Below are 21505 nucleotides of genomic sequence, written 5' to 3'. Positions count from 1 at the left end.
TTCGTTGCGCGTGCACCGGGTGCGTGCGTCCGCCCCGCGGCCAGGGCTCGCACGCTGCGGACGGGAGGCCCGTGGCGGCCCCGCCCCGCGCCTCCCGTCCGCCCTGTGCGCACGTCCACAGCCGCGCCCTGTCGTGCGCCGACCCAGAACGACGTCGTCGACGTCGTACGACGTCGAGGACGTCGCATCGCGCGTGCGCGCAACCCTCGCGTACGCGCACCGACGACGAAGGCGACGTCGCACGACACCGAGGACGTCGTACGGCGTCGCCCGGCGCGGCGCGCAGCGCCTAGAAGGTGAAGACCTGCGGCAGCAGCGGGTCGATGCCCACGGCGATGAAGAGCAGCGTCAGGTAGGTGATCGAGCTGTGGAACACGCGCATCGGCTGCACGTGCTCGACGTGCTGGATCGCCCGCGAGTACAGCCGGTGCGACTCGACGACGAACCAGATGCCACCGGCCAGTGCGACCACGGTGTACAGCGGGCCCATGTGCGCAACGGGGATGAGCAGGAGCGAGCAGACGAGCGTCGCCCAGGCGTAGAGCACGACCTGCAGGCCGACCACGGTGCGACCGCGGACCACGGCGAGCATCGGGACGTCGGCGGCGTCGTAGTCGTCGCGGTACTTCATCGACAGCGGCCAGTAGTGCGGCGGCGTCCAGAGGAAGATCACCATGAACAGGATGACCGGGGCCCAGGTGAGCGACCCGGTGACGCCCGCCCAGCCGATGAGCACGGGCATGCAGCCGGCCGAGCCGCCCCACACGATGTTCTGCGGGGTGCGGCGCTTGAGCCACAGCGTGTAGACGAACACGTAGATGAGGATCGCGATGACGCTCAGGGCCGCGGCGAGCCAGTTCACCAGGAACCCGAGCACCGCCGTCGACAGGACACCGAGGATCCACGAGAACACGAGGGCTTCGCGGTCCGAGAGCTCACCGGTCACCAGCGGGCGGGTGCTCGTCCGCTTCATCAGGCGGTCGATGTCACGGTCGATGTAGCAGTTGAAGGCCGACGCCGAACCGGCGGACATCGCGCCGCCGAGCATCGTCCAGAACACGAGCCAGAGGTCCGGCACACCACGCTCGGCCAGGAACATGGTCGGCGCGGTGGTCACGAGCAGCAGCTCCATGACCCGCGGTTTGGTCAACGAGACGTACGCACGGACCTTGCGGGACAGCGTCGATCGGGGTCGATCGGTGTCGGGCCTGGTCACGGTGGCAGTCGGCAAGGGAACCTCAGTCTGTTCGCATCAGCTCGCACACTCGGTGGACGACTGCGGCGGCGTCCGGGCATGCGCTGACCCGGAATGTCCACGGGTCGTCGACAGTTTACGTGATGGAAGCGCCGCGATGATGCCCCGCTCGCCCATCCCGGTCACGACGACGGACCACGGACGCCCGACTGCGGAGCACGACACGCCCGGCGGACAGGCGCCCGGGTGACCCGACTGGTGAACATCGGGCGTCACCTGAACCCCTTCTGAGTGGCTGGTCACTATGCTGGACCTGCCCTCCCGCAGTGCGCGCCCCGATGACGTCGGCCGCGATGAGCCGGTCGGCCGCCGCTAGACGGCGACACGACTCGGCCCCGGGATGGCCACATGTCCGTGCGATGGCACGAGCCCTCGCACATGTCGCATCAAGAAGGGTCAACATCCAAGTGGCTGAATTCACCTGGGACGCCATCGACCGGAAGGCCGTCGACACGGCCCGCGTTCTCGCCGCCGACTCGGTCGAGGCCGCCGGCAACGGTCACCCCGGCACCGCGATGAGCCTCGCGCCGCTCGCACACCTGCTCTTCCAGAAGGTGATGCGTCGCGACCCGAGCGACTCCACCTGGATCGGCCGCGACCGCTTCATCCTCTCCGCCGGTCACGCCTCGATCCTGCAGTACGTGCAGTTCTACCTGCACGGCTACGGCCTCGAGCTCGAAGACCTCCAGCACCTGCGCAAGTGGGGCTCGAAGACCCCGGGTCACCCGGAGTACGGCCACACCGACGGTGTCGAGATCACCACCGGCCCGCTCGGCCAGGGCCTCGCGTCCTCGGTCGGCTTCGCCTACGCCCAGCGCTTCGAGCGCGGCCTGTTCGACCCGGAGACCCCGGCCGGCCAGTCGCCGTTCGACCACTTCACCTACGTGATCGCCGGTGACGGCGACATGCAGGAGGGCGTCACGAACGAGGCGGGCTCGCTCGCCGGCCGTCAGCAGCTCGGCAACCTGATCGCGTTCTACGACTCGAACCAGATCTCGATCGAGGACAACACCGACATCGCGTTCTCGGAGAGCGTCCCCGAGCGCTACGAGGCGCTCGGCTGGCACGTCCAGATCGTCGACTGGAAGAAGACGGGCGAGTACTCGGAGGACGTCGAGTCCCTCTTCGCCGCAGTCGAGGCCGCCAAGGCCGTCACCGACAAGCCGTCGCTCATCGTCCTCAAGACGATCATCGGCTGGCCGTCGCCGACCAAGCAGAACTCCGGCAAGATCCACGGCTCGGCGCTCGGCGCCGACGAGATCAAGGGCCTCAAGGAGGTCCTCGGCTTCGACACCGCGAAGACCTTCGAGGTCGCTCCCGAGGTCCTCGAGTACACCCGCGGCGCCGTGGCCAAGGGCCAGGCGCAGCACGCCGAGTGGCAGAAGACCTTCGACGCGTGGGCTGCCGCCAACGCCGACAAGAAGGCGCTGTTCGACCGCGTCAACGCCAAGGAGCTCCCCGCGGACCTCGAGGCAGCACTGCCGGTCTTCCCGACCGACAAGGCCGTCTCGACCCGTGCCGCCTCCGGCAAGGTCATCAACGCCATCGCGCCGCTGATGCCCGAGTTCTGGGGTGGCTCGGCCGACCTCGCCGAGTCGAACCTCACCACGATCGAGGGCGCCAAGTCCTTCGGTCCGGCCGAGGCCTCGACGTCGACGTGGAGCACCGACCCGTACGGCCGCGTGCTGCACTTCGGCATCCGCGAGCACGCCATGGGCTCGATCCTCAACGGCATCGTCCTGCACGGGAACACCCGCCCCTTCGGTGGCACGTTCCTGATCTTCAGCGACTACATGCGTCCGGCAGTCCGTCTCGCCGCGCTCATGGGCGCCCCGGCGATCTACGTCTGGACCCACGACTCCGTCGCACTCGGTGAGGACGGCCCGACGCACCAGCCGATCGAGCAGGTCTCGTCGCTCCGTGCGATCCCGGGTCTCGACGTGGTCCGCCCCGCCGACGCCAACGAGGTCGCGTACGCCTGGCTCGAGATGCTCAAGCACACCGACCGCCCGGCCGGCATCGCGCTGAGCCGTCAGAACCTGCCGGTGTTCGAGCGTGGCGAGGGCGACGCCTCCGGTGAGGTCTTCGCCTCGGCGAAGAACGTCGCCAAGGGTGCGTACATCCTGGCCGAGGCGCCGAACGGCACCCCGGACGTGATCCTCATCGCGACCGGTTCCGAGGTCCAGATCGCCGTCGAGGCCCGTGAGCAGCTCAAGGCCGAGGGCATCAACGCCCGCGTCGTGAGCGCACCGTCCATCGAGTGGTTCCGCGCCCAGTCCGAGAACTACCAGGACCAGGTGCTCCCGAAGGACGTCACCGCTCGTGTGTCGGTCGAGGCCGGCATCGCCATGAGCTGGCGCGACATCGTCGGCGACAAGGGCCGCAGCGTCTCGATCGAGCACTTCGGTGCCTCGGCCGACTACCAGACGCTGTTCAAGGAGTTCGGCTTCACGACGGAACACGTCGTGGCCGCCGCGAAGGAATCCATCGCGGCTTCCTGACCCGCAGGGGCCGGGTCCGGTTCGCCGGATCCGGCCCTTCTGCCGGGAGGCGCGGCTCGGCTCCGCCACGCGCCCCCGGTCCCCCAGACCCCGGCCATCAGGCCGATGAAGGAAAGAAGAGAAACACATGGCTGAGAACACCCCCACTGCCGCCCTCTCCGCGGTCGGCGTGAGCATCTGGCTCGACGACCTGTCCCGCGAGCTCCTCGAGACCGGTGCGCTCACCGACCTCATCGCGCAGAAGAACGTCGTCGGCGTCACCACGAACCCGACGATCTTCGCGTCGGCCCTCGCCAAGGGCGAGCGCTACGACGCCCAGGTCAAGGAGCTGGCTGCTGCCGGCACCGACGTGACCGCGGCGATCTTCGAGATCACCACGCAGGACGTCGCCAACGCGTCCGACGTCTTCAAGCCGATCTACGACGAGACCAAGGGCTTCGACGGCCGCGTCTCGATCGAGGTCGAGCCGGGCCTCGCGCACGAGACCGCCAAGACCATCGAGCAGGCCAAGTTCCTGTTCGAGAAGGTCGGCCGCGAGAACGTCCTCATCAAGATCCCGGCAACGGTCGAGGGCCTCGAGGCCATCACCGAGGTCATCGGCGCGGGCATCTCGGTGAACGTCACCCTGATCTTCTCGCTCGAGCGCTACCGCGCCGTCATCGACGCCTACCTCGGTGGACTCGAGAAGGCCAAGGCCGCCGGCCACGACCTGTCGAAGATCCACTCGGTCGCCTCGTTCTTCGTGTCGCGCGTCGACTCCGAGATCGACAAGCGCCTGGACGCCGTCGGCACCGACGAGGCCAAGGCCCTGAAGTCGAAGGCCGGCATCGCCAACGCGCAGCTCGCCTACCAGGTCTGGACCGAGGCGTTCGCCTCCGAGCGCGCCCTCGGCCTGCTCGAGGCCGGTGCGAACACGCAGCGTCCGCTCTGGGCCTCGACCGGCGTCAAGGACCCGTCGCTGCCCGACACGCTCTACGTGACCGAGCTCGCCGCACCGAACACCGTGAACACGATGCCGGGCAAGACGCTCGACGCCACGTTCGACCACGGTGAGATCCACGGCGACGCGATCGCCGGCACCTTCGACGCCGCGCAGCAGGTCCTCGACCAGCTCGCCGCGCAGGGCATCGACTACGACGACGTCGTGGCGCTGCTCGAGAAGGAGGGCGTGGACAAGTTCAACGTCTCGTGGGGCGAGCTCGTCGACACCGTGAAGGCTGCGCTCGAGGGCGCCAAGTAGTGACGGTTTCCATCGCTGCCAGCGGCGATGCCGCGCGGGCCATCGACTCGGTGGTCCCGCGGCTCGTCGCTGACCTGGTGGCCTCGGGCATCACCGCCCAGGACCCCGAGCTGTGGGGACCGGACGCCGAGGCCGAGGCGTCCAAGCGCCTCGGCTGGGTGGAGGCCGTCTCGGTCTCCCGCCCGCTCGTCGCCCAGATCACCGCGCTGCGCGAGTCGCTCCGTGCCGAAGGGGTCGACCATGTCGTCCTCGCCGGCATGGGCGGCTCGTCGCTCGCGCCAGAGGTGATCACGCGCACCGCCGGCGTCCCGCTGACGGTGCTCGACTCCACCGACCCCGCGCAGGTCCGCGCCGCCGTCACGACGGACCTCGAGCGCACCGTGCTCGTCGTCTCGTCGAAGTCCGGCTCCACGCTCGAGACCGACTCCCAGCGCCGTGTCTACGAGCAGGCGTTCCGCGACGCCGGCATCGACCCCGCCGGCCGCATCGTCGTCGTCACCGACCCGGGCTCCGCGCTCGAGGCCGCCGCGATCGACGCCGGGTACCGGGTCTTCACCGCTGACCCGACCGTCGGCGGCCGCTACTCGGCGCTCACTGCGTTCGGGCTGGTACCTTCCGGTCTCGCCGGAGCGGACATCGCCGAACTGCTGGACGAGGCAGACGCGATCTCCGCGCTGCTGTCGGTCGACCTCGACGAGAACCCCGGGCTCGTCCTCGGTGCGGTCCTCGCCGGCACCGACCCGCTGCGCGACAAGATCGCCATCGTCCCGGACGGCACCCACATCGTCGGGTTCGGCGACTGGGTGGAACAGCTGATCGCCGAGTCGACCGGCAAGAGTGGACGTGGCCTGCTGCCCGTCGTGCTGCACCCCGACTCCCCCGAGGTCTCCGCAGCCCTGCCGGACGTCCAGGTCATCCGTCTGGTCGGTTCGCGCGAGGACGAGCGCCACGTCGCCGAGGGCGAGGTCGAGATCACCGGGACGCTCGGTGGCCAGATCCTCGTCTGGGAGTACGCCGTCGCGGTCGCCGGGCGCCTGCTCGGCATCGACCCGTTCGACCAGCCCGACGTCGAGGCCGCCAAGGTCGCGACCCGTGCGCTCCTCGACGACCGTCCCGCGCCTGCGGAACCTGCATTCACCGAGGACGGCATCGCCGTCTCCGCGACGCCCGGACTGCCGGTCGGGAAGACGCTCGCAGAAGCCGTGACGGGCCTCCTGTCCGAACTGGACGCCACCGGCTACGTGGCGGTGCAGGCGTACGTCGACCGCACCACGAACCGTGACCTCGAGACGCTCCGCGACGCCCTGGCGGCGCGCACGCGTCGGCCGGTCACCTTCGGGTACGGCCCGCGGTTCCTGCACTCGACCGGGCAGTACCACAAGGGCGGCCCCGCCACGGGAGTGTTCCTGCAGATCGTGGCGGACGAACCGGACGACCTGGCGATCCCGGGCCGGCCGTTCACGTTCGGCCAGCTCCTCCAGGCCCAGGCAGCGGGTGACGCGAGTGTCCTCGCGCAGCACGGCCGCCCGGTCCTCACCCTCACGACGTCGGACGTGCGCGCCGCCACCGCGGCCATCGCCTCCGCCGTCTCCCACTGACTCGTAAGGAGTTCACCGACTCATGTCACCGGTGGCAATCACCCCGGAGCACAACCCGCTCCGGCTGCCGACGGATCGTCGACTGAACCGGATCGCGGGACCGAGCACGCTCATCATCTTCGGCGTGACGGGCGACCTGTCACGCAAGAAGCTGATGCCGGCGGTCTACGACCTGGCCAACCGGGGGCTCCTGCCCCCGGGGTTCGCGCTCGTCGGCTTCGCCCGTCGCGACTGGGAGGACCAAGACTTCTCCCAGCTCGTGCACGACGCCGTCAAGGAGCACTCCCGCACCCCGTTCGACGAGGACGTCTGGCGTCAGCTCGAGCAGGGCATCCGCTTCGTCCAGGGCTCGTTCGACGACCCCGAGGCGTTCCTGCAGCTCAAGCAGACCGTCGACGACCTGGACGCCGAGCGCGGGACGCTCGGCAACCACGCGTTCTACCTGTCCATCCCGCCGAAGATGTTCCCGGTGGTGACCGAGCAGCTGAAGCTGTCCGGCCTCACCGCGAAGCGCGAGGGCTCGTGGAGCCGCGTGGTCGTCGAGAAGCCGTTCGGCTCCGACCTCCGCACCGCGCGCGAGCTGAACGCGATCGTCGAGAGCGTCTTCGCGCCCGACGACGTGTTCCGCATCGACCACTACCTCGGCAAGGAGACCGTCCAGAACCTGCTGACGCTCCGGTTCGCGAACCAGATGTACGAACCCATCTGGAACTCGAACTACGTCGACCACGTCCAGATCACGATGGCCGAGGACATCGGCGTCGCCGGACGTGCGGCGTACTACGACGGCATCGGCGCGGCGCGCGACGTCATCCAGAACCACCTGCTGCAGCTCCTCGCGCTCACCGCGATGGAGGAGCCCGTCTCGTTCAAGGCCGCCGACCTGCGCGCCGAGAAGGAGAAGGTGCTGTCCGCTGTGCGGCTGCCCGAGGACCTGTCGACCGCCACGGCGCGTGGACAGTACGCCGGCGGCTGGCAGGGCGGCGAGAAGGTGCTCGGCTTCCTCGACGAGGCCGGGATGAACCCCGAGTCCGGCACCGAGACGTACGCGGCGATCAAGCTCGACATCGCGACCCGTCGCTGGCAGGGCGTCCCGTTCTACCTGCGTGCCGGCAAGCGGCTCGGCCGTCGTGTGACCGAGATCGCGATCGTCTTCAAGCGCGTCCCCGAGGACGTCTACGGCAACTCGCAGTCCCCCCTCGGTCAGAACGCGCTCGTCATCCGCGTCCAGCCGGACGAGGGCGTCACGCTCCGGTTCGGCTCGAAGGTCCCCGGCGTCGGCACCCAGGTGCGCGACGTGACGATGGACTTCGGGTACGGCCACGCCTTCACCGAGGCGTCCCCCGAGGCGTACGAGCGACTCATCCTCGACGTGCTCCTCGGTGACCCGCCGCTGTTCCCGCGGCACCAGGAGGTCGAGCTGTCCTGGAAGATCCTCGACCCGATCGAGGAGTTCTGGGCCACGCAGGGCCAGCCCGAGCAGTACCGTCCCGGCACGTGGGGTCCGGCGTCCGCCGACGCCCTGCTCGCCCGCGACGGCCGGACCTGGAGGCGTCCATGAAGATCGACCTGCCGAACACCACGGTCTCGAAGATCCAGAAGAAGCTCGTCCACATCCGCGAGGAGGGCGGTGCCGTCGCCCTCGGTCGTGTCCTGACGCTGATCATCTCGACGGCCCTCGGCCACGAGGAAGAAGCGATCGAGGCCGCGAACGAGGCGTCCCGCGAGCACCCGATGCGCGTGATCATCGTGTCGAAGAACGACGGTGACACGAAGTCGCCCGGCCGTCTCGATGCGCAGATCCGCGTGGGCAGCGACGCGGGCGCCAGCGAGGTCATCGTCCTCCGTGCCTACGGCGAGACCGCGACCGACGAGGAGAGCCTGGTCACGGGCCTGCTCCTGCCGGACGCCCCGGTCGTGGCCTGGTGGCCGCAGACTGCGCCGTCGCAGCCGTCGGCCTCGGCACTGGGCCGCATCGCCCAGCGTCGGATCACCGACGCCGCCGCGCAGAAGGACCCGAACGGCGCGATCGAGGCCCTCGGTGCCTCGTACGTGCCGGGCGACACCGACTTCGCGTGGACCCGACTGACCCTGTGGCGGAACCAGCTCGCCGCGGCGCTCGACCAGCCGCCGTACGAGCCGATCACCGGCGTCGAGGTCACGGGCGCTTCGGACAGCCCGTCGACGATCCTGCTCGCCGCGTGGTTGCAGCTCCAGCTCGAGGTGCCGGTGACGGTCACCACGTCGCCGCGTGCGACCGGCTCGAGCGGCATCCACGGCGTCAAGCTCGTGCGCGAGTCGGGCACCATCGACCTCGAGCGTTCCCTGGTGGACGTCGCGACGCTCTCGATGCCCGGTCAGCCCACGCACGACCTGTCGCTGCCACGCCGCAACCTGCGTGACTGCCTGGCCGAGGAACTCCGTAGACTCGACCCGGACGTCCTCTTCGGAGACGTCGTCAAGCACGGGGTGACCCAGCTGCGCGAGACCATCGTCCGCTGAGCACCCCACAACGGTCGGGTCGTCTGTCTGGTGCAGGCGGCCCGACCGGACCGAAGGCGGTCGTACGACCGGTCGGCCGCCACGAACACGGGAGTCACGTGACCAACGAACGGCGGGTGCTCGTGCACCCGGACAAGCAGGCCCTCGGCGCTTCGGTCGCCGCACGCTTCATCACCAAGATCATCGACGTGCTCGACGAGCAGGAGCGGGCCGACATCGCGATCAGCGGTGGCTCGGTGTCGTCCCTCGTCCTCGCCGCGATCGGCCAGTCGCCGGCGCGCGAGAGCGTCGACTGGTCGAAGGTCCACGTCTGGTGGGTCGACGAGCGCTGGGTGCCGGCAGGTGACGCCGACCGCAACACCACGGGGACGCAGACCGACTTCTTCGACCACGTCGACATCCCGGAGTCGAACATCCACCCGATGCCCGCGTCCGACGCCGGCATCGACATCGAAGCGGCCGCGCTGCAGTACGAGCGCGAGCTCCAGGACGCCGCGTACGAGGGTGCCGTTGCTCCGCGCTTCGACATCACGCTGCTCGGTGTCGGCCCCGACGGGCACACCGCGTCGCTCTTCCCCGAGTTCCCGCAGCTCACGGTCACCGACCGCGCCGTCGTGTCGGTCGACGACTCCCCCAAGCCGCCGCCGCAGCGCCTGACGGTCACCTACCCGGTGATCAACGCCTCGCAGCGCGTGTGGGTCATCCTGTCCGGTGCCGAGAAGGCGTCGGTCCTCGGGCTCGCCCTGGCGGGCGCCTCCGTCGAGGACGTCCCCGTGGGCGGCGTCCAGGGTCGCAAGCGCACCGTGTTCTTCGTGGACCAGGACGCCGCGCGCGACGTCCCCGAGAACCTCATCGCGTCGACGTACTAGACGCGCGTCCTGTCAGACGGGAGGCCCGGTGCCAGCTGGCACCGGGCCTCCCGTCCGTCGTCCGGTCGCCCCTACCGCCGCCGGCCCCCGTCCCCGTCGTCCCCGCGCACTGGCCGTCGGCCGCACCCGCGCGCCGACGCCGAGCGGTCAAGAAGTGTCGCCTGGACGCGCCCCAGCCGACAGAACGCGCCGCCGCAGCGAACCGCACGCGGCGTGTCGTGACCACGCGGCGAGCGGGCCATCCGCGCGCCGAGCACCGCCGGCGACTTCAGACGCACGAAGGCCCCCACACCATCACGGTGCGGGGGCCTTCGTCAGTGGGTGAGCGCTACGCCTTCTTCGCCGCGGTACCGCGACGCTCGCGAAGCTGCTGGAGCGCGTCCTCGAGGAGCTGCGCTGCCTCTTCCTCGGTGCGACGCTCCTTCACGTACGCCAGGTGCGTCTTGTAGGGCTCCGTCTTGGAGACCACGGGAGGGTTCTCCTTGTCCCGCCCGGCGGGGAGACCGCTCGACGGCGAATCGACCGTCTCGGGGATCTCTTCATCCGGGAGGTTCGCGGCGAAGTACCGCACGACCTCGTTGCCGAGGGCGTCCCAGTACGAGATCGCCACACGCTCGGCCTGGACCCCACGGTCCTGCTCGCCCATCGGTCCTGCGCCCACGCGGGACCCTCGGATTGCACTGCCTCCGCTAGCCATGGATCAGACCCCCGCCGTGAACTTGTTGATGAGACCGAGCACGATGATGGAGACGATCCAGACCAGACCGAGGATCACCGTGATGCGGTTGAGGTTGCGCTCGGCGACGCCGGACGCCCCGAGGTTGCTCGTCACGCCGCCACCGAACATGTCGGAGAGACCGCCACCGCGGCCCTTGTGCAGGAGGATGAGGAGCGTGAGCAGGAGGCTCGTGATTGCGAGCAGGACCTGCAGCACGACGGAGAGTATCGCCACGACGTACCTTTCGTGTCAGTCAGCCGTACCAGTGTACCGGCCGCGCGGGGCACGGCCGGTACATGGACGGGAGTGGTGCGGACTACAGCCCGACGCCAGCAGGTGTTGCTACAGCCCGACGTGCTGGCGGAACCGGGCGATCGCCGCGAACTCCTGCACGTCGAGGGATGCGCCGCCGACGAGGGCGCCGTCGATGTCGGGCTCACGGAGGAACCCGGCGATGTTGCCGGACTTGACCGAACCGCCGTACAGGACACGCGTGTCGGCAGCGGCCTGGTCACCCCAGGCAGCAGCGATGCCACGACGGATCGCGGCGCACTCGTCCTGCGCCTGCTCGGCCGTGGCCGCCTGGCCGGAACCGATCGCCCAGACGGGCTCGTAGGCGACGACGATGTCCGACGGCTGCACGGCGTCGAGCACGACGCGGAGCTGCTCGACCGGCACGACGCCGGCGCCGCGCTGTTCGCGCTGCTCACCGGTCTCGCCGATGCAGACGACCGGCACGAGGCCGTGCTTGACGGCCGCGGCGGTCTTCGCCGCGACGACCTCGTCGGTCTCACCGTGCAGCGTGCGCCGCTCGGAGTGTCCGACGATGACGTACTGCGCGTCGAGCGCCGACAGGAACGCGCCGGAGACGTCGCCGGTGTACGCACCGGAGTCGTACTGCGACAGGTCCTGCGCACCGAAGTGGATCGGCAGCTTGTCGGCCGAGATGAGCGTCTGCACACTCCGCAGGTCGGTGAAGGGCGGGAACACCGCGACCTCGACGTCGTCGAAGTCGTGGCGGGCGTCCTTCAGGGTCCACGCGAGCTTCTGGACCGTGGCGATGGCCTGGAGGTGGTCCAGGTTCATCTTCCAGTTACCCGCAATGAGCGGCGTACGGGTCATGCGGACCACCCCAGTGCTTCGAGACCGGGAAGCGACTTGCCCTCGAGGAACTCGAGGCTCGCACCGCCACCGGTCGAGATGTGCCCGAACTGGTCGTCCGAGAAGCCCAGCGAGCGGACCGCAGCGGCGGAGTCGCCACCGCCGACCACACCGAGGCCGTCGACCTCGGTCAGGGCCTTGGCGACGGTCTTCGTGCCGGCGGCGAAGGCCGGGAACTCGAACACGCCCATCGGACCGTTCCAGAACACCGTCTTCGAACCGGACACCGCCGACGCGAACCGCGCCGCCGTCTCCGGACCGATGTCGAGGCCGATGCCGTCGGTACCGAACGACGACGACTCGATCGCGTCGGCCGCCACCGTCTCGTGTGCCGCGTCGGCGGAGAACCCGGAGGCCACCACGACGTCGGTCGGCAGGTCGATCGTCACGCCGAGCTCCTTCGCCCGCGAGATGTACTCGCGGACGACGTCGAGCTGGTCGGCTTCGAGCAGGGACTTCGCCACCCCGTGGCCCTGGGCCGCGAGGAAGGTGAAGAGCATGCCGCCGCCGATGCACAGCGTGTCGACCTTCGGCAGGATGTGGTCGATGACGCCGAGCTTGTCGCTGACCTTCGAGCCGCCGAGCACCACCGTGTAGGGGCGCTCGGGGTTCTTCGTCAGGCGCTCCAGCACCCGCAGTTCGGTCTCGATGAGCGAACCGGCTGCGCTGGGCAGCGCAGACGCGAGCTCGTAGACCGATGCCTGCTTGCGGTGCACGACACCGAAGCCGTCGGAGACGAACGCGTCACCGAGTGCCGCGATGCGGTCTGCGAACGCGGAGCGCGAGGCAGCGTCCTTCGCGGTCTCCTCCGGGTTGAAGCGGAGGTTCTCGAGCAGCAGGACGTCACCGTCCTCGAGGGCCTCGGCGGCTGCGGTCGCCTCGTCGCCGACGGTCTCGCCGACGAACGTGACCTCTTTGCCGAGCAGCTCGGAGAGCCGCTGGCCGACCGGCGCGAGCGAGAACTCCGGCTTGGGTTCCCCGTCGGGGCGGCCCAGGTGGGAGATCACGATGACGCGAGCGCCGGCGGTGATGAGGGTGTTGAGGGTCGTCAGCGACGCCCGCACGCGGCCGTCGTCCGTGATGGTGCCGTCCTTGAGCGGGACGTTCAGGTCACAACGGACGACGACGCGCTTGCCGGCGAGGTCGCCGAGGTCCTCGAGGGTGCGGAGGGCCATGTGCTACAGACGCTCGCCGACGTACTCGGTCAGGTCGACGAGACGGTTCGAGTAGCCCCACTCGTTGTCGTACCACGAGGTGATCTTCACGAGACCGCCGATGACCTTGGTGAGGCCGGAGTCGTAGATCGAGGAGTGCGGGTCCGTCGTGATGTCGGTCGACACCAGCGGGTCCTCGCTGTAGAGCAGGATGCCCTTGAGCGGGCCCTCTGCGGCCTCCTTGTACGCGGCGTTGATCTCGTCGACGGTGACCTCGGACTTGGTCTCGAGGGTCAGGTCGGTGATCGAGCCGGTCGGGACCGGGACGCGGAGCGCGAAGCCGTCGAGCTTGCCGGCGAGCTCCGGCATGACCTGGCCGATGGCCTTGGCGGCACCGGTCGAGGTCGGGACGATGTTCAGCGCGGCCGCACGGGCACGACGGGGGTCCTTGTGCGGGCCGTCCTGCAGGTTCTGGTCGGCGGTGTAGGCGTGGATCGTGGTCATGAGGCCACGCTCGATGCCGAACTTGTCGTTGAACACCTTGGCGAGCGGCGCGAGGCTGTTCGTGGTGCAGGACGCGTTCGAGATGATGTTGTGGTTCGCCGGGTCGTACTGGTCTTCGTTCACGCCGAGGACGATGGTGACGTCGTCACCGGTGGCCGGGGCGGAGATGATGACCTTCTTGGCGCCCGCGTCGATGTGCTTCTGCGCATCGGCGGCCTTGGTGAAGAAACCGGTCGACTCGATGACGATGTCGACGCCCAGCTCGCCCCAGGGGAGGTTGGCGGGGTCGCGCTCCGCGAGGACCTTGATGGCCTTGCCGTCGACGACGATGTTGTCGCCGTCGAGCTCGACGGAGACGCCGAGACGACCCGTGATGGAGTCGAACTTCAGCAGGTTCGCCAGAGCGGCGTTGTCGGTGAGGTCGTTCACCGCCACGATCTCGAGGTCGGAGCCCTTCGCGAGGGCGGCCCGGAAGAAGTTGCGGCCGATACGGCCGAAGCCGTTGATACCGATCTTGACGGTCAATGGATCTCCTGGTGGGTGTGGAGCGCCCGAGGGGCGCTGCTTTCGGAGGGCGCTGGCCCTGTCGGGCCCGCGTGTGGTGGACGATACGCCCCGTAACGTCGCCGTAACGACCCTAGCAGTCGGACCCTGCCAGGCCGTGCCGGATGACGGTCCGTCCGGACGGTCCCGCACGGTGTCCTGACGGGCGTCGATGCGGCCCGCGAAGTCGGCCACAGAACGGACGGGAGGCGCGGTGCCAGCTGGCACCGCGCCTCACGTCATGCAGGTCGGACGACCCGTCTCAGACGCCCTCGAGCTCCTCGGGGACGCTCGCTTCCGTGCCGGGGATGCCGAGGTCGGACGCGCGCTTGTCGGCCATCGCGAGGAGTCGGCGGATGCGACCGGCGATGGCGTCCTTCGTCATGGGCGGGTCGGCGTGCTGGCCGAGCTCGTCGAGCGACGCGTCGCGGTGCTGCAGGCGCAGCGCGCCGGCGTACTGCAGGTGGTCGGGGACCTCGTCGCCGAGGATCTCGAGCGCGCGCTCGACGCGGGCGCAGGCGGCGACGGCGGCCTGCGCCGAACGGCGGAGGTTGGCGTCGTCGAAGTTGACGAGGCGGTTCGCGGTCGCACGGACCTCGCGCCGCTGCCGCATCTCCTCCCAGTCGGCGGTGGTGCGGGCCGCACCCATCACCGTGAGCATCTGGCCGATGGCCTCGCCGTCGCGGATGACGACGCGGTGGACGCCCCGGACCTCGCGGCCCTTCGCGGCGACGCCGAGACGCGACGCGGCACCGACGAGGGCCATGGCGGCCTCGTTGCCGGGGCACGTGACCTCGAGCGCTGCGGCCCGGCCCGGGTCGGTCAGCGTGCCGGAGGCGAGGAACGCACCGCGCCAGATCGCGGCGAGGTCCTCTCGGTTGCCCGTGGTGAGCCGGTTCGGCAGCCCGCGGACAGGGCGGCGACGGGCGTCCATCAGACCGGTCTGGCGTGCGAGGGTCTCCCCCGCCTCGAGCACGCGGACCAGGTAGCGGGTGCCACGACGGGACGACGCGGACGAGCCCACCGACGCCTCGCTGCGGACGCCGTACAGCTCGGCGAGGTCCTTGCGGACCCGGTGCACGATGATCCGGGTGTCGAGCTCCACCTCGACCGCGATGCGGCCCGAGATGACGTGCAGGCCACCCGCGAACCGGAGGATCGTGGCCAGTTCGGCGGCGCGGACCGTGTTGCGGTTCACGGCGACCCTGGCCAGTTCGTCCTTGACCTCGGCAGTCAACGGCACAGCATCATTCCTAACGTTCATCTGGTGGTCCCGCGATCCCGGCGGCACGTGCGTGGGGAGCGGCCGGAGGGACGGTCACTCCCGGCCGAGATCTCGGTTCTTCACACGCACGGCGACGCCAGGCATCCCGCGGAGGAGGTTCGCCAACTCGGCGACGATGGCGACCGAGCGGTGCTTCCCGCCGGTACAGCCGATGGCGATCGTAGCGTGTCTTTTGTTCTCGCGCTGGTACCCCTCGAGCACCGGCTCGAGCACGGAGACGTACCGATCGACGAACGGACGGGCTCCGGCCTGGGCCAGGACGTAGTCCGAGACGGGCTGGTCGAGGCCCGTGTGGGCCCGGAGTTCCGGGACCCAGTAGGGGTTCGGCAGGAACCGGACGTCGGCCACCATGTCGGCGTCTGCGGGCAGGCCGTACTTGAACCCGAAGCTCATGAGCGTCACCTGAACACCCACGAAGTGATCGTCGGCGAACTGCTCGGTGACGGTGTTCGCGAGCTGGTGGATGTTGAGGTCCGAGGTGTCGATCACCATGTCGGACGCCTCGCGCAGACCGGCCAACCGGGTCCGCTCGCGCGCGATGCCGTCGAGCAGGGTGTCCTCGCCCTGGAGCGGGTGGGGTCGTCGGACCTGCTCGAAGCGCCGCACCAGGACGGCGTCGGTGGCTTCGAGGAACAGCACCCGGACCCGTGCGGACGTGGTCGACCGCACCTGCTCGACCGCGTGCTCCGGATCCGTGAAGAACCGCCCGCCGCGGACGTCGACGACGGTGGCGATCTTCGGGATCTTCTCGCCGGCGCGGTCCGCCAGCTCGGTGAGCGGTGCCAGCATCTGCGTCGGCAGGTTGTCGACGACGTACCAGCCGAGGTCCTCTAGGGCCTTGCCGACCGTCGAACGCCCGGCGCCGGACATGCCGGTGACGATGAGGATGTCGTGCTGCGACGCGTGCGCGGTCGCTGTGGCGCTGTCGGTCATCTGGGAGTGGGCTCCGTCGTGGCGGCCCGGGCGCGTCGCCCGGGGAGGTCTCGGCTGCGGGACCAGGGTATCGCCAGACAGGTGTCGGGAGGCTCGGGATGCGTCACGTGGGCAGCTGCGGACCGTCGAGGGTCACGTCGGGGACCCGCACCGGGCCCCCGGGGAGCGCCGCAGCGTCCGCGGGGTCCGTCGTGTCCGGCTGGTCCGTCTCGGCGTCCGGCGCGCTCGTCGGGCTCGCCGTACTGGTGGCCGGCGCACTCGTCGGGGTCTGCTGCAGCTTCGTGACGACTGCCGCGGCGGTCGCCGGACCGACACCGTTGACCTCGCTGATCTCGTCGGCCGTGGCCTCGCGCAGCCGCGCCACCGAACCGAAGTGCTTCAGCAGTGCGTTGACGCGGGTCGGACCGAGCCCGGGGATCTCCGACAGCCGGGACCGCACGTCGCGCTTGCGGCGGGTGCGCTGGTGGGTGATCGCGAACCGGTGTGCCTCGTCACGGATGCGCTGGATGAGGAAGAGCGCCTCGGAGTTGCGCGGCATGATCACCGGGAAGTCGTCGTCGGGCAGCCAGAGCTCCTCGAGACGCTTCGCGATGCCGACCAATGCGATGTCGTGCACCCCGGCTTCGTCCAGCGCACGCTTGGCGGCCTGCACCTGGGGTTGCCCACCGTCGACGATGAGCAGTTGCGGGCGGTAGGCGAACCGCTTCGAGGGCTTGGAGCCCTCGACCACCTCGGCGCTCGTCACGTCGGGGACGTCCGGCAGGTCGGCGTCCTCGTCGAGGCGCGCCAGACGCCGGGAGAGCACCTGGTACATGCTGTCGGTGTCGTCGGTGGTCTCGGCGATCGTGTAGCGGCGGTACTGGTCCTTGCGGGGCAGGCCGTCCTCGAACACCACCATCGAGGCCACGACGTTGGTCCCCTGCAGGTGCGAGATGTCGTAGCACTCCATGCGGAGCGGGGCCTCGGTCATGCCGAGGGCGTCCTGGATGTCGGCGAGGGCCGCGGAGCGCGTCGTGTAGTCCGCGGACCGCTTCGTCTTGTAGAGCATCAGCGCCTGGGCGGCGTTCTGGGCGGCCGTGCGGGCCAGGCCGGCCCGGTCACCGCGCTGCGCCGTGCTGAGCTTCGTGCCGCGGCCGCCCCGTCGTTCGCTGAGCCACTGCTGCAGTGCGTCGGCGTCCTCGGGCAGGGTCGGCACCACGACCTCGCGCGGGGGTTCCTCGGCGACGGCGGCCGGCGTGAGCTCGTTGTCGGCGTAGACGCCCTGCACGATCTGCTCGACCAGGTCACCGGTCGAGATGTCGAGTTCCTTGTCGACGACCCATCCGCGGACACCACGGATGCGCCCGCCACGGACCGAGAACAGCTGGACGGCGGCGGCGAGTTCGTCCTCGGCAATGCCGAACAGGTCGAGGTCCACCGAGTCGCGGAGCACCACGGCCGACTTCTCGAGCACCGCCTCGAGCGCCTCGACCTGGTCGCGGAACTTCGCGGCCTGTTCGTACTGCATCGCATCGGCCGATGCGCCCATGCGCTGGCGCAGCTCGGTGATCACCCGGCGGTCGTAGCTGTTCATGAACCGCACGAACTCCTCGACGAGCGCACGGTGCTCCTCGATGGTGACGCGCTGCGAGCAGGGACCGCCGCACTTGCCGATCTGCCCGGGGAAGCAGGGCTTGCCCGTCTGCATCGCGCGCTTGTACGACGAGTCCGAGCAGGTGCGGATCGGGAACACCTTGATCATCAGGTCGATCGTGTCGTGCACCGCCCAGATCTTCGGGTACGGCCCGAAGTACTTCGCACCCTTGATCTTCCGGTTCCGCGTGACCATCACCCGTGGGGCCTCGTCCGCCATGGTGATCGCCATGTACGGGTACGACTTGTCGTCGCGGAACTTGACGTTGAACGGCGGGTCGAACTCCTTGATCCAGGTGTACTCGAGCTGCAGTGCCTCGATCTCGGAGCCGACCGTCGTCCACTCGACGCTGCGGGCCGTCAGCACCATCCGCCGGGTGCGTTCGTGCAGCGTCGGCAGCGGTGCGAAGTAGTTGCTCAGCCGGGCGCGGAGGTTCTTCGCCTTGCCGACGTAGAGCACCCGGCCGGCCTCGTCACGCCATCGGTAGACGCCCGGGTCGGTCGGGATCTCCCCCGCCTTCGGGCGCCACGGGACGGTGTCCGCCACCTACCGTGCACCCGCCTTCTGCTTGGTCGACTTCTTCGGTCGGCTCGCCGAGCGGGCTTCGACCGCCTGCTGCTTGCCGACCCGGGCGTCCTGCGCGTCGAAGATCTCGCGCAGGAAGACGCCCGTGAAGCTCTCCGGCACGTCCGCGACGTGCTCCGGGGTGCCGGTCGCGAGCACGGTGCCGCCGCCGGCACCGCCCTCTGGGCCCATGTCGATGACCCAGTCGGCCGACTTGATCACGTCGAGGTTGTGCTCGATCGTGATGACGGTGTTGCCCTTGTCGACCAGGCTCTGCAGCACCAGGAGGAGCTTGCGGACGTCCTCGAAGTGCAGACCCGTCGTCGGCTCGTCGAGCACGTAGACGGTCCGGCCGTTCGAGCGGCGCTGCAGCTCGGTGGCGAGCTTCACGCGCTGTGCCTCGCCACCGGAGAGCGTGGTCGCGCTCTGGCCGAGACGGACGTACCCGAGACCCACGTCGACGAGGGTCGCCATGTAGCGGTGGATCGCGGAGATCGGCTCGAAGAACTCGGCCGCCTCGCTGATCGGCATGTCCAGGACCTCGGAGATGCTCTTGCCCTTGTAGTGGACCTGGAGCGTCTCGCGGTTGTAGCGCGCACCGCCGCAGACCTCGCACGCGACGTAGACGTCGGGCAGGAAGTTCATCTCGATCTTGATCGTGCCGTCGCCGGAGCAGTTCTCGCACCGGCCACCCTTCACGTTGAAGCTGAACCGACCGGGCTGGTAGCCACGGGTCTTCGCCTCGGGTGTCTCGGCGAACAGCTGCCGGATCCGGTCGAACACGCCCGTGTAGGTCGCCGGGTTCGACCGCGGCGTGCGGCCGATCGGTGCCTGGTCGACGTGCACGACCTTGTCGAGCTGGTCGAGCCCCTTGACGCGGGTGTGCTTGCCGGCGATGTGCCGCGCACCGTTGAGCTGGTTCGCGAGCACCTTGTACAGGATGTCGTTGACCAGGGTGGACTTGCCCGACCCGCTCACGCCGGTGACCGCGGTGAACACCCCGAGCGGGAAGTCGGCGTCGATCGTCTTCAGGTTGTTCGCCCGTGCACCCTGCACGCTGATGGTGCGCTTCAGGTTGACCTTGCGGCGCTCGGCGGGGACCTCGATCGCACGACGGCCGGCGAGGTAGTCCCCCGTCACCGACTCGCGGTTCGCGATGATGCCCTCGTACGAGCCCGAGTGCACGACGTTGCCGCCGTTGACGCCGGCCCCGGGGCCGATGTCGACGACCCAGTCGGCGGTGCGGATGGTGTCCTCGTCGTGCTCGACGACGATCAGCGTGTTGCCGAGGTCCTTGAGCTTGACCAGGGTGTCGATGAGACGGCGGTTGTCGCGCTGGTGCAGCCCGATGCTCGGCTCGTCGAGCACGTACAGCACGCCGGTCAGGCCGGAGCCGATCTGCGTCGCGAGACGGATGCGCTGTGCTTCGCCACCGGACAGCCCGCCGGCGCCGCGCGCCAGGGTCAGGTAGTTCAGGCCGACCTCGAGCAGGAACTCGAGGCGCGCCCGGATCTCGCGCAGGACCGCCGCGGCGATGTGCGCTTCGCGGTCGGTGAGCGTCAGGGTGTCCATGAACGCGTACGCGTTGTCGAGGGACATGTCGGTGACGTCGGCGATGCTGCGGCCGTCGACCGTGACCGCCAGGACCTCGGGCTTGAGGCGCGTGCCGTCGCACACCGGGCACGGGACCTCGCGCAGGTAGCCCTGGAAGCGCTGGCGCTGCGAGTCCGATTCGGCCTCGGCGAACTTGCGCTCGATGTAGGGCATGACGCCCTCGAACCCGCTGGTGTAGCGCATCTCGCGGCCGAACCGGTTGCGCCAGGACACCGACACTTGGAAGTCCTTGCCCGTCAGGATCGCGGCCTGCACCGAGGCGTCGAGCTGGCTCCACGGGGTGTCGAGCGTGAACCCGAGGTCCTTGCCGAGGCCGGCGAGGAGCTTCTCGAAGTACGAGTACAGCCCGCTCGCTCCGGTCCAGGGCAGCAGGACGCCGTCGCGCAGCGAGGCATCGGGGTCGCCGAGCACCAGGTCCGGGTCGACCGACATGCGCGTGCCGAGCCCGGAGCACTCCGGGCAGGCGCCGAACGGCGCGTTGAACGAGAACGTGCGGGGCTCGATCTCGGTCAGCGCGAGCGGGTGGTTGTTCGGGCACGACAGGTTCTCGGAGTAGGTGCGCACCGCACCGGGGCCGTCGTGGTCGACCAGGTCGATGCCGACGGTGCCACCGGTCAGGCGCAGTGCCGTCTCCAGCGAGTCGGTGAGCCGACCGAGGATGTCGTCGTTCGACACCAGACGGTCGACGATCACCGAGATGTCGTGCTTGACCTGCTTCTTGAGCTTCGGCGGGTCGCTGAGCTGGATGCGCTCACCGTCGACGATCGCGCGGGCGTAGCCGGACGCCGCGAGCTCCTGGAAGAGGTCGACGAACTCGCCCTTCTTCTTGGAGATGACCGGGGCGAGCACCTGGAAGCGCGTGCCGGACTCGAACTCCATGAGCTGGTCGGCGATCTGCTGCACGGTCTGCTTGCTGATGACCTCGCCGCACGTCGGGCAGTGCGGCACCCCGATGCGCGCCCAGAGCAGACGCATGTAGTCGTAGACCTCGGTGATCGTGCCCACCGTCGACCGCGGGTTGCGGTTCGTCGACTTCTGGTCGATCGACACCGCGGGCGACAGCCCTTCGATGAAGTCGACGTCGGGCCGGTCGACCTGGCCGAGGAACTGCCGCGCGTAGGCGGACAGGGACTCGACGTAGCGTCGTTGCCCCTCGGCGAAGATCGTGTCGAAGGCCAGCGACGACTTGCCGGATCCGGACAGGCCGGTGAAGACCACGAGGGAGTCACGGGGGATCTCGAGGTCGACGTTCCGGAGGTTGTGCACCCGGGCCCCGCGGACGCTGAGCGTCGAGGAGCCGGTCGGGACGGTCACGCCGGGGAGGTGGGGGTCGGTCGGCTCGCCGAAGGCGTTCCGGCCCGAGGTCGCGGTGCCGCGGTCAGAGGTGATTGTCATCGCCGTCGATTGTACGAAAGGGGTCCGACATCCGCC

16 protein-coding genes are annotated in these 21505 nt (G+C 69.5%); 6 read left to right on the top strand and 10 right to left on the bottom strand.

Annotation, left to right across the window (positions count from 1 at the left end; all coding sequences use genetic code 11):
• Positions 1-289: 289 nt before the first annotated feature.
• Positions 290-1216 (bottom strand): heme o synthase, encoded by a 927-nt coding sequence (locus tag OGL88_RS07230; protein WP_111083966.1) that lies wholly within the window; start codon positions 1214-1216, stop codon positions 290-292.
• Positions 1217-1662: 446 nt separating this feature from the next.
• Between OGL88_RS07230 and tkt the strand changes: the two genes are divergently transcribed.
• The 6 genes from tkt (at position 1663) to pgl (ending at position 9965) form a co-directional block, all read left to right on the top strand.
• Positions 1663-3756, top strand: a complete 2094-nt coding sequence (gene tkt / locus OGL88_RS07225; RefSeq protein ID WP_263090859.1) for a transketolase — start codon at positions 1663-1665, stop codon at positions 3754-3756.
• A gap of 127 nt (positions 3757-3883) precedes the next feature.
• The gene (gene tal, locus OGL88_RS07220) at positions 3884-4996 is read left to right on the top strand and encodes a transaldolase (protein ID WP_205462466.1); all 1113 of its coding nucleotides are present in this window, start codon (positions 3884-3886) and stop codon (positions 4994-4996) included.
• Positions 4996-6594 (top strand): glucose-6-phosphate isomerase, encoded by a 1599-nt coding sequence (locus OGL88_RS07215; protein ID WP_263090857.1) that lies wholly within the window; start codon positions 4996-4998, stop codon positions 6592-6594. Before tal ends, OGL88_RS07215 begins: the two co-directional genes overlap by 1 nt.
• 22 nt (positions 6595-6616) lie before the next feature.
• Positions 6617-8155, top strand: coding sequence for a glucose-6-phosphate dehydrogenase (gene zwf / locus OGL88_RS07210; RefSeq protein ID WP_111083962.1), 1539 nt, complete (start codon positions 6617-6619; stop codon positions 8153-8155).
• On the top strand, positions 8152-9096 hold the full coding sequence (locus tag OGL88_RS07205; RefSeq protein WP_263090854.1) for a glucose-6-phosphate dehydrogenase assembly protein OpcA: 945 nt from the start codon (positions 8152-8154) through the stop codon (positions 9094-9096). The genes zwf and OGL88_RS07205 overlap by 4 nt, the downstream gene beginning before the upstream one ends.
• A gap of 98 nt (positions 9097-9194) precedes the next feature.
• Positions 9195-9965 (top strand): 6-phosphogluconolactonase, encoded by a 771-nt coding sequence (pgl, locus tag OGL88_RS07200; protein ID WP_111083960.1) that lies wholly within the window; start codon positions 9195-9197, stop codon positions 9963-9965.
• 328 nt (positions 9966-10293) lie between these two features.
• On the opposite strand, the gene OGL88_RS07195 is transcribed toward pgl, so the two are convergent.
• From OGL88_RS07195 to uvrA, 9 genes are all read right to left on the bottom strand, one after another.
• Positions 10294-10662 carry an RNA polymerase-binding protein RbpA gene (locus OGL88_RS07195; protein WP_027465686.1) on the bottom strand — a complete coding sequence of 123 codons (369 nt, stop codon included), beginning with the start codon at positions 10660-10662 and terminating at the stop codon, positions 10294-10296.
• A gap of 3 nt (positions 10663-10665) precedes the next feature.
• A complete protein-coding gene (gene secG / locus OGL88_RS07190; RefSeq protein ID WP_017887256.1) occupies positions 10666-10917 on the bottom strand; it encodes a preprotein translocase subunit SecG in 252 nt (83 codons plus the stop codon).
• A gap of 108 nt (positions 10918-11025) precedes the next feature.
• The gene (tpiA, locus tag OGL88_RS07185) at positions 11026-11805 is read right to left on the bottom strand and encodes a triose-phosphate isomerase (RefSeq protein ID WP_263090848.1); all 780 of its coding nucleotides are present in this window, start codon (positions 11803-11805) and stop codon (positions 11026-11028) included.
• A complete protein-coding gene (locus OGL88_RS07180) occupies positions 11802-13019 on the bottom strand; it encodes a phosphoglycerate kinase (RefSeq protein WP_263090846.1) in 1218 nt (405 codons plus the stop codon). Before OGL88_RS07180 ends, tpiA begins: the two co-directional genes overlap by 4 nt.
• A gap of 3 nt (positions 13020-13022) precedes the next feature.
• Positions 13023-14027 (bottom strand): type I glyceraldehyde-3-phosphate dehydrogenase, encoded by a 1005-nt coding sequence (gene gap / locus OGL88_RS07175; protein ID WP_111083958.1) that lies wholly within the window; start codon positions 14025-14027, stop codon positions 13023-13025.
• Positions 14028-14307: 280 nt separating this feature from the next.
• On the bottom strand, positions 14308-15288 hold the full coding sequence (whiA, locus tag OGL88_RS07170) for a DNA-binding protein WhiA (protein WP_111083957.1): 981 nt from the start codon (positions 15286-15288) through the stop codon (positions 14308-14310).
• A gap of 75 nt (positions 15289-15363) precedes the next feature.
• A complete protein-coding gene (rapZ, locus tag OGL88_RS07165; RefSeq protein WP_111083956.1) occupies positions 15364-16263 on the bottom strand; it encodes an RNase adapter RapZ in 900 nt (299 codons plus the stop codon).
• Positions 16264-16366: 103 nt separating this feature from the next.
• On the bottom strand, positions 16367-18442 hold the full coding sequence (gene uvrC, locus OGL88_RS07160; protein WP_263090843.1) for an excinuclease ABC subunit UvrC: 2076 nt from the start codon (positions 18440-18442) through the stop codon (positions 16367-16369).
• Positions 18443-21469 carry an excinuclease ABC subunit UvrA gene (uvrA, locus tag OGL88_RS07155; protein ID WP_263090842.1) on the bottom strand — a complete coding sequence of 1009 codons (3027 nt, stop codon included), beginning with the start codon at positions 21467-21469 and terminating at the stop codon, positions 18443-18445.
• Positions 21470-21505: the final 36 nt, after the last annotated feature.

It is taken from the genome of Curtobacterium sp. RIT-PI-V (assembly GCF_025642935.1).
Classification (GTDB): domain Bacteria; phylum Actinomycetota; class Actinomycetes; order Actinomycetales; family Microbacteriaceae; genus Curtobacterium.
The sequence above is the reverse complement of the archived record's forward strand: the minus strand, read 5'-3'. Positions and strand labels throughout refer to the sequence as shown.

Coding starts and splice junctions, on each gene's coding strand:
- tal (WP_205462466.1), top strand. CDS start 3,884: ATGGCTGAGAACACCCCCACTGCCGCCCTCTCCGCGGTCGGCGTGAGC.
- uvrA (WP_263090842.1), bottom strand. CDS start 21,469: ATGACAATCACCTCTGACCGCGGCACCGCGACCTCGGGCCGGAACGCC.
- OGL88_RS07195 (WP_027465686.1), bottom strand. CDS start 10,662: ATGGCTAGCGGAGGCAGTGCAATCCGAGGGTCCCGCGTGGGCGCAGGA.
- OGL88_RS07180 (WP_263090846.1), bottom strand. CDS start 13,019: ATGGCCCTCCGCACCCTCGAGGACCTCGGCGACCTCGCCGGCAAGCGC.
- tpiA (WP_263090848.1), bottom strand. CDS start 11,805: ATGACCCGTACGCCGCTCATTGCGGGTAACTGGAAGATGAACCTGGAC.
- OGL88_RS07205 (WP_263090854.1), top strand. CDS start 8,152: ATGAAGATCGACCTGCCGAACACCACGGTCTCGAAGATCCAGAAGAAG.
- rapZ (WP_111083956.1), bottom strand. CDS start 16,263: ATGACCGACAGCGCCACAGCGACCGCGCACGCGTCGCAGCACGACATC.
- zwf (WP_111083962.1), top strand. CDS start 6,617: ATGTCACCGGTGGCAATCACCCCGGAGCACAACCCGCTCCGGCTGCCG.